The organism is Mucilaginibacter sp. (genome assembly GCF_036383575.1).
Lineage (GTDB): Bacteria > Bacteroidota > Bacteroidia > Sphingobacteriales > Sphingobacteriaceae > Mucilaginibacter.
Window position 1 is genome coordinate 1 of the sequence record NZ_DASVOB010000844.1, and the last position, 5,436, is coordinate 5,436.

5 protein-coding genes are annotated in these 5,436 nt (G+C 40.4%); all 5 read left to right on the plus strand.

Translation table 11 applies throughout. The annotated features are described in order from the left end of the window. Window positions 1-318: ABC transporter permease (locus VF500_RS29715; RefSeq protein WP_330863125.1), on the plus strand; the 318-nt coding region annotated here is incomplete at its 5' end. A 665-nt stretch (window positions 319-983) separates the two neighbouring features. Beyond that, entirely contained in the window at window positions 984-1,661 is a 678-nt protein-coding gene (locus VF500_RS29720; protein WP_330863126.1) for an ABC transporter ATP-binding protein, read from the plus strand. A 13-nt stretch (window positions 1,662-1,674) separates the two neighbouring features. Beyond that, window positions 1,675-3,105, plus strand: coding sequence for a TolC family protein (locus VF500_RS29725; protein ID WP_330863127.1), 1,431 nt, complete (start codon window positions 1,675-1,677; stop codon window positions 3,103-3,105). Window positions 3,106-3,285: 180 nt separating this feature from the next. Continuing rightward, window positions 3,286-3,873, plus strand: coding sequence for a porin family protein (locus VF500_RS29730; RefSeq protein WP_330863128.1), 588 nt, complete (start codon window positions 3,286-3,288; stop codon window positions 3,871-3,873). Window positions 3,874-4,122: 249 nt separating this feature from the next. Beyond that, window positions 4,123-5,436, plus strand: a 1,314-nt coding sequence (locus tag VF500_RS29735) for a glycoside hydrolase family 9 protein (protein WP_330863129.1), incomplete at its 3' end; no start/stop codon positions are given.

Genomic DNA, 5,436 nt, shown 5'->3' on the forward strand with positions numbered 1-5,436 from the left:
GCGGTATTCTCTACCAAACAACGGATAAAAGAGGTTGGCGTGCGCAAAGTATTGGGTGCAAGTGTATTCAGCATAGTAAAATTGGTTTCCGGCGATTTTCTGAAATTGGTGATCCTGTCGGTTATCATCGCCTCGCCTATAGCCTGGTACGCCATGCACCGCTGGTTGGAAGATTTTGCTTATAAGATCAGTATTCAATTATGGGTATTCATTGCCGCTGGTGCCGTTGCGATATTGATCGCATTTATTACTGTAAGTGTTCAATCGCTTAAAGCAGCTCTTGCTAACCCGGTGAAGAGTTTGCGATCGGGAGATTAGAGGTTGGAGTTTAGAGATTAGTTGAAAATATAAAAGGTTAGTGATTGGGGAGTCCTTAATGCTAACCTTTTTTGTTTTATTTACTGGCGCAAGCATGAACGGCTGGCAAAGACCGGTATGGCGTCATTGCGAATAAGCATCAGGGAAGCCCTGCAAAAAACGCGATGACGTATGAAATATATTTCAGCGATGGTGTGCGGGGCCGCGTTAGTGATAGTAGCGGATACCGGCCTCGTGGCTAATGCCTTGTGCAGTATGAGGGGATAGCACGGCCGTAGGCAACGCCCATATTTATAAATCGATCGAAAAATATACTTAATAATCAATGGCTTACAATCACGTCATTATAAGATACGAAGCAATCCCCGATTGGTAGAGCGGCTATGCGAATCCGCCCTGCATAGTTTGAGATTGCTTCGTACCTCGCAATGACGCTTTTTTTAAGAGCCCTCCCTGATCACCAACCACAAATCACTAAAAAACACTGTATCATTACCGTACGCATCCTGTTACATAAGCGTACAGTAAAGTTTTGGCATGATGATTTAATGTTCTGATAATTAGTTAGATATAACTTTGGTATGTTATTGATATGTTAATCGCAAAATGATGAGTATTATTGTTTAACTCATTTATTTACTAACAAACTAATTCAATAATTAAAAATGTTATCACTGCAGCATATTTCAAAGTATTTCCAGGTAGGGGGCAACAGAAACATCATCCTTAATGATCTTAGTCTTGAGGTTGACGAAGGCGAATTTATTTCGATCATGGGCCCGTCAGGCTCTGGCAAATCAACATTGCTCAATATCATAGGTATGCTTGACGATCCATCAGACGGTTACCATTACTTTGAGGGCCATGCAGTGCATCAGCTTAAAGAAAAACAGCGTTCGGCTTTGTATAAACAATACATCGGTTTCGTTTTCCAGGCTTATCACTTAATTGACGAACTTACCGTTTACGAAAACATTGAGACCCCGCTTATTTACCAGGATTTTAAAAGCGCAGAGCGTAAAGCAATGGTTGCCGATATGCTCGACCGCTTTAGTATTGTCGGTAAAAAGGACCTTTTCCCGGCACAGCTATCAGGCGGACAGCAGCAATTGGTGGGTATTGCCCGTGCACTTATTGCAAAACCAAAATTGTTATTAGCCGATGAGCCAACAGGTAACCTCAACTCAAAACAAGGGGAGGAGATCATGGAGCTGTTCCGTAAGCTGAATAGAGAAGATGGTGTAACTATTATACAGGTTACACACTCCGAAAAAAATGCCGAATACGGTTCGCGCATTATCGATCTGTTGGATGGCAGGATCGATTCATCAAGAAAACTCTGAACTCAATAATAAAATGCGATACTATAAATTACTATTTCTCGGTCTTGTTACGTTGTCGTCAGCAAAAGCGTTTTGCCAATCTGATACCACTCTTTCATTGCAGAAATGCATTGACATAGCTATAAAAAATAACCTCGATGTCAAACAAAGCGAACTAAAGGCCCAAAGTGCCCGAATTGATTTTATGCAGGCTAAAGAAAATATGCTGCCAACTTTGAATGCCAATATAAATCACGGTATCAATCAGGGCCGTAATATTAACCCCTTTACCAATACCTATGTAAATCAATCATTAACTTACGGCAACTATAGCTTAGAATCAAATCTCACCTTGTTTGGAGGTTTGCAAAATGTAAATGCCATTAAGCAAACTTCACTGGCTTACCAGGCCGGTAAAATGGATTTGCAGCAGGCTAAAGATCTGGTAACAATCAACGTGATTACGGCGTATTTGCTTGTACTGGATAACACAGAGCTGTTTGCACAGGTAAAAAACCAGGTTGATGTTTCGGCAAAACAGGTTGAAAGGTTAACCATTTTAGAAAAAGATGGTGCTAATAAATTACCATCTGATCTTTATGATTTGCAAGGTACATTGGGTGATAACAAGCTGAACGTAGTTGCAGCAAACAGCGCACTGGAAACTGCCAAATTGAGTTTATTGCAGATACTTAATATCCCATATAATAAAAACATCGTATTGCAGCCAATTAGTGCGCAGGACGTGGCAAATCAAACAGCGCTCTCGTCCGATCAGGTTTACGATACAGCTTTGCAGCAACTGGCTTTAGTTAAAGCCGCTACACTTCGTCGTCAAAGTGCCGAAAAAGCGGTTAGTGTAGCTAAGGGAGCCCTGTTGCCAAGTGTTTCGTTATATGGCGGTTTATATACCAATTATTCAAGTGCCGCGCAAACCTCAGTGTTTACCGATTCATCAACTGTAAAAACAGGTGATTTTATAAATACACCCGGTGGTAAGCAATCTGTTTTAACTACCCAGGCTAATTATGTAAATAAAGATATCGGTTACTATGACCAGTTTAAGAACAACTATAGTACGCAATTTGGTGTAAGCCTGAAGATCCCGATCTTAAATTATTTTCAAAATCACAATAAAGTGTCTAAAGCAAAGATTGACTTGCTCAATTATAAATACATAGAAGAAAATACAAAAATTAAATTGAAGCAAGATGTTGAACAGGCTTATCTTAACATGACATCAGCCTACAACAGGTACAGTGTGCTTCTTGAGCAGGTTAAAGCCTACTCCGAATCATTCCGGACCGCTGAAATACGCTTTAATGCGGGTGTCTTAACTTCGGTTGACTACGTAGTAGCGAAAAACAACCTTGATAAATCAAAAATAAACATGATCAATGCCAGGTACGATTGTTACATCTATAATAAGATCCTTGATTATTACCAGGGTAAATTAGCGTTGTAAGTACGATTTTTTAAGATTAACAGAAGCCTATACTTTTATCTCAGATTCTCAGTTAAATATCTGGTTAAACTTTTGCCGAACTTATCGGTTGGGTTTGGCCGGATATTTCTATTTTAGCGACAGTTTTGCAAACAGTATTGCTTGCAAATACTTTTTACATCATCCAAACACCTAATAAGTATGAAAAAATCAATTTTACTCTCATTATCTATTTTTTTATTATCAATCGGCGTATCAAAAGCGCAGGTAATCCCAAGCTTTTCTTTTGGCTTGAAAGGTGGCTTAAACTATTCAACTTTTCCCTCGAACGGCGTTTTTAACAACGATAACAAAGCTGGTTACCAGGTTGGCGCCTGGGCAAGGATCGGTGGCTTAGGCTTAATTTTTCAACCTGAGCTTTATTATACTGATAAAAGTGTAACTGTAAATAATGGAGGCGTTTCAAATAAACAAAGCTTTAAGAGTTTTGATGTTCCTTTGTTAGTAGGGGCGAAAGTTGGTGCCTTAGGTTTAGGCGGAAGGTTTTATGGTGGCCCTGTACTTTCATTTACTACAAGCAAGGACAATGCTCTCAATGATGCAACAGCTTTAAGATATAAAGATGCCAACTATGCTATACAGGTAGGTGCAGGTGTTGATATTAGCAGTCTTTCTATAGATCTTCGTTACGAAGGCGGTTTAAATAAAATAGCCTATGGCAATGATAACTCACACACACGTGTAAGTTTGTTCAGCCTTGCTGTAGCTTACAAATTGTTCTCATTATAATTTTCGAGATCTTTAAAAATATAGAAAGACCTGCCGGTAACGGCGGGTCTTTTTTGCTTTATATCAGGGTATAAATTAACTGTAATTTAAGTAATGCAATCGATTGTATATTTAGTATTATATTTTAGCTTTTAATTGACAGAATAGTATTATACTTATTGTACAACGTACACCTATATTTATCTGCCATTTATATGTCTGTTATCTGTTTAAACGCAGATTGCAGGTGTTTCCTAAAATTCAGGGCAGATGAAAAAGCACCTTCTTACATCATTTAGTAAATCTTTATTCGCGCTGTTGCTGATCGGAAGCAATGTCTCTGCACAACAAAAAGATACTACTTCAAGGCCTATCCACCTTAATCAAATAGGTTTTTATCCTGCTGCTGTTAAAAAGGCAATTGTGGTAAGTGATAAAGGGGGCGACTTCTTTATACAAACCACTCAAAAGAAAACTGTATACACCGGAAAGCTAAACACTTCACTTAGGCCAAACTTTGCAGGTCATATTGTTCAATATGCCGATTTTAGCGCTTTTGGCAAGCCCGGAAAGTATGTACTTTACGTTCCATCGGTGGGTTATTCTTATCCTTTCGAGGTTAAAGCTTCAGTTCATAAAGCTGTAGCCGATGCTGCCATCAAAGCCTACTATTTTATGCGCTCAGGCACTGCCTTGCCCGAAAAATACGCCGGCAAATGGCATAGGGTAGAAGGTCACCCTGATACTGTGGTACTGATCCATCCATCTGCTGAAAGTGAGGGGCGAAAGGCAGGTTCAATAATAGCATCGCCCCGTGGCTGGTATGATGCCGGCGATTATAATAAATATATCGTAAACAGCGGCATCACTACAAGTACGCTGCTTTCTTTATATGAGGATTTTCCTGCCTACATGAAAACGGTTAAGCTTAAAATCCCCGAAAGTAACAACAAAGTGCCGGATGTTTTGGACGAGGTGCTCTGGAACCTTCGCTGGATGCTTACCATGCAGGACCCAGCCGATGGCGGTGTATACCACAAGCTTACCAATGCCGCTTTCGATAAGTTTGAAATGCCTGATAAAGACAAGTCCCCACGTTATATGGTGCAAAAAGGTACCGCAGCCACGCTCGACTTTGCAGCTGTTATGGCACAGGCGTCCCGGATCTTCAAGCAATATCCAAAAGAGCTGCCGGGTTTAGCCGATTCATGTATAACAGCCGCAAAAAAAGCCTGGGGTTGGGCCGTTAAGAACCCGGAAGTGGCTTACCGGCAAGAAGAGATAAATAAAAAGTTTGAGCCGAAGATCACTACCGGCGCTTATGGCGATAATAACTTTACTGATGAGTTTATCTGGGCGGCATCCGAGCTGGTGGCTACTACCCGTGATGTGGCCTATCTTAAGAATATAAACCTTTTACCTGACAATCGTATGCCGGTGCCCACCTGGTCGCAGGTTAGGTTATTGGGTTATTATACACTGATCAAAAGCGATATTACGGAGAATGTTGTGCAGGATCTGCCGGAGATCAAAAAGCGGCTTATTAGTACTGCAGATGATATGATCAGTGGTGTTGATTCAAAT

Bases quoted from the DNA above. Each gene is read 5' to 3' on its own strand.
- VF500_RS29730 (WP_330863128.1), top strand. From the start codon at position 3,286: ATGAAAAAATCAATTTTACTCTCATTATCTATTTTTTTATTATCAATC.
- VF500_RS29720 (WP_330863126.1), top strand. From the start codon at position 984: ATGTTATCACTGCAGCATATTTCAAAGTATTTCCAGGTAGGGGGCAAC.
- VF500_RS29725 (WP_330863127.1), top strand. From the start codon at position 1,675: ATGCGATACTATAAATTACTATTTCTCGGTCTTGTTACGTTGTCGTCA.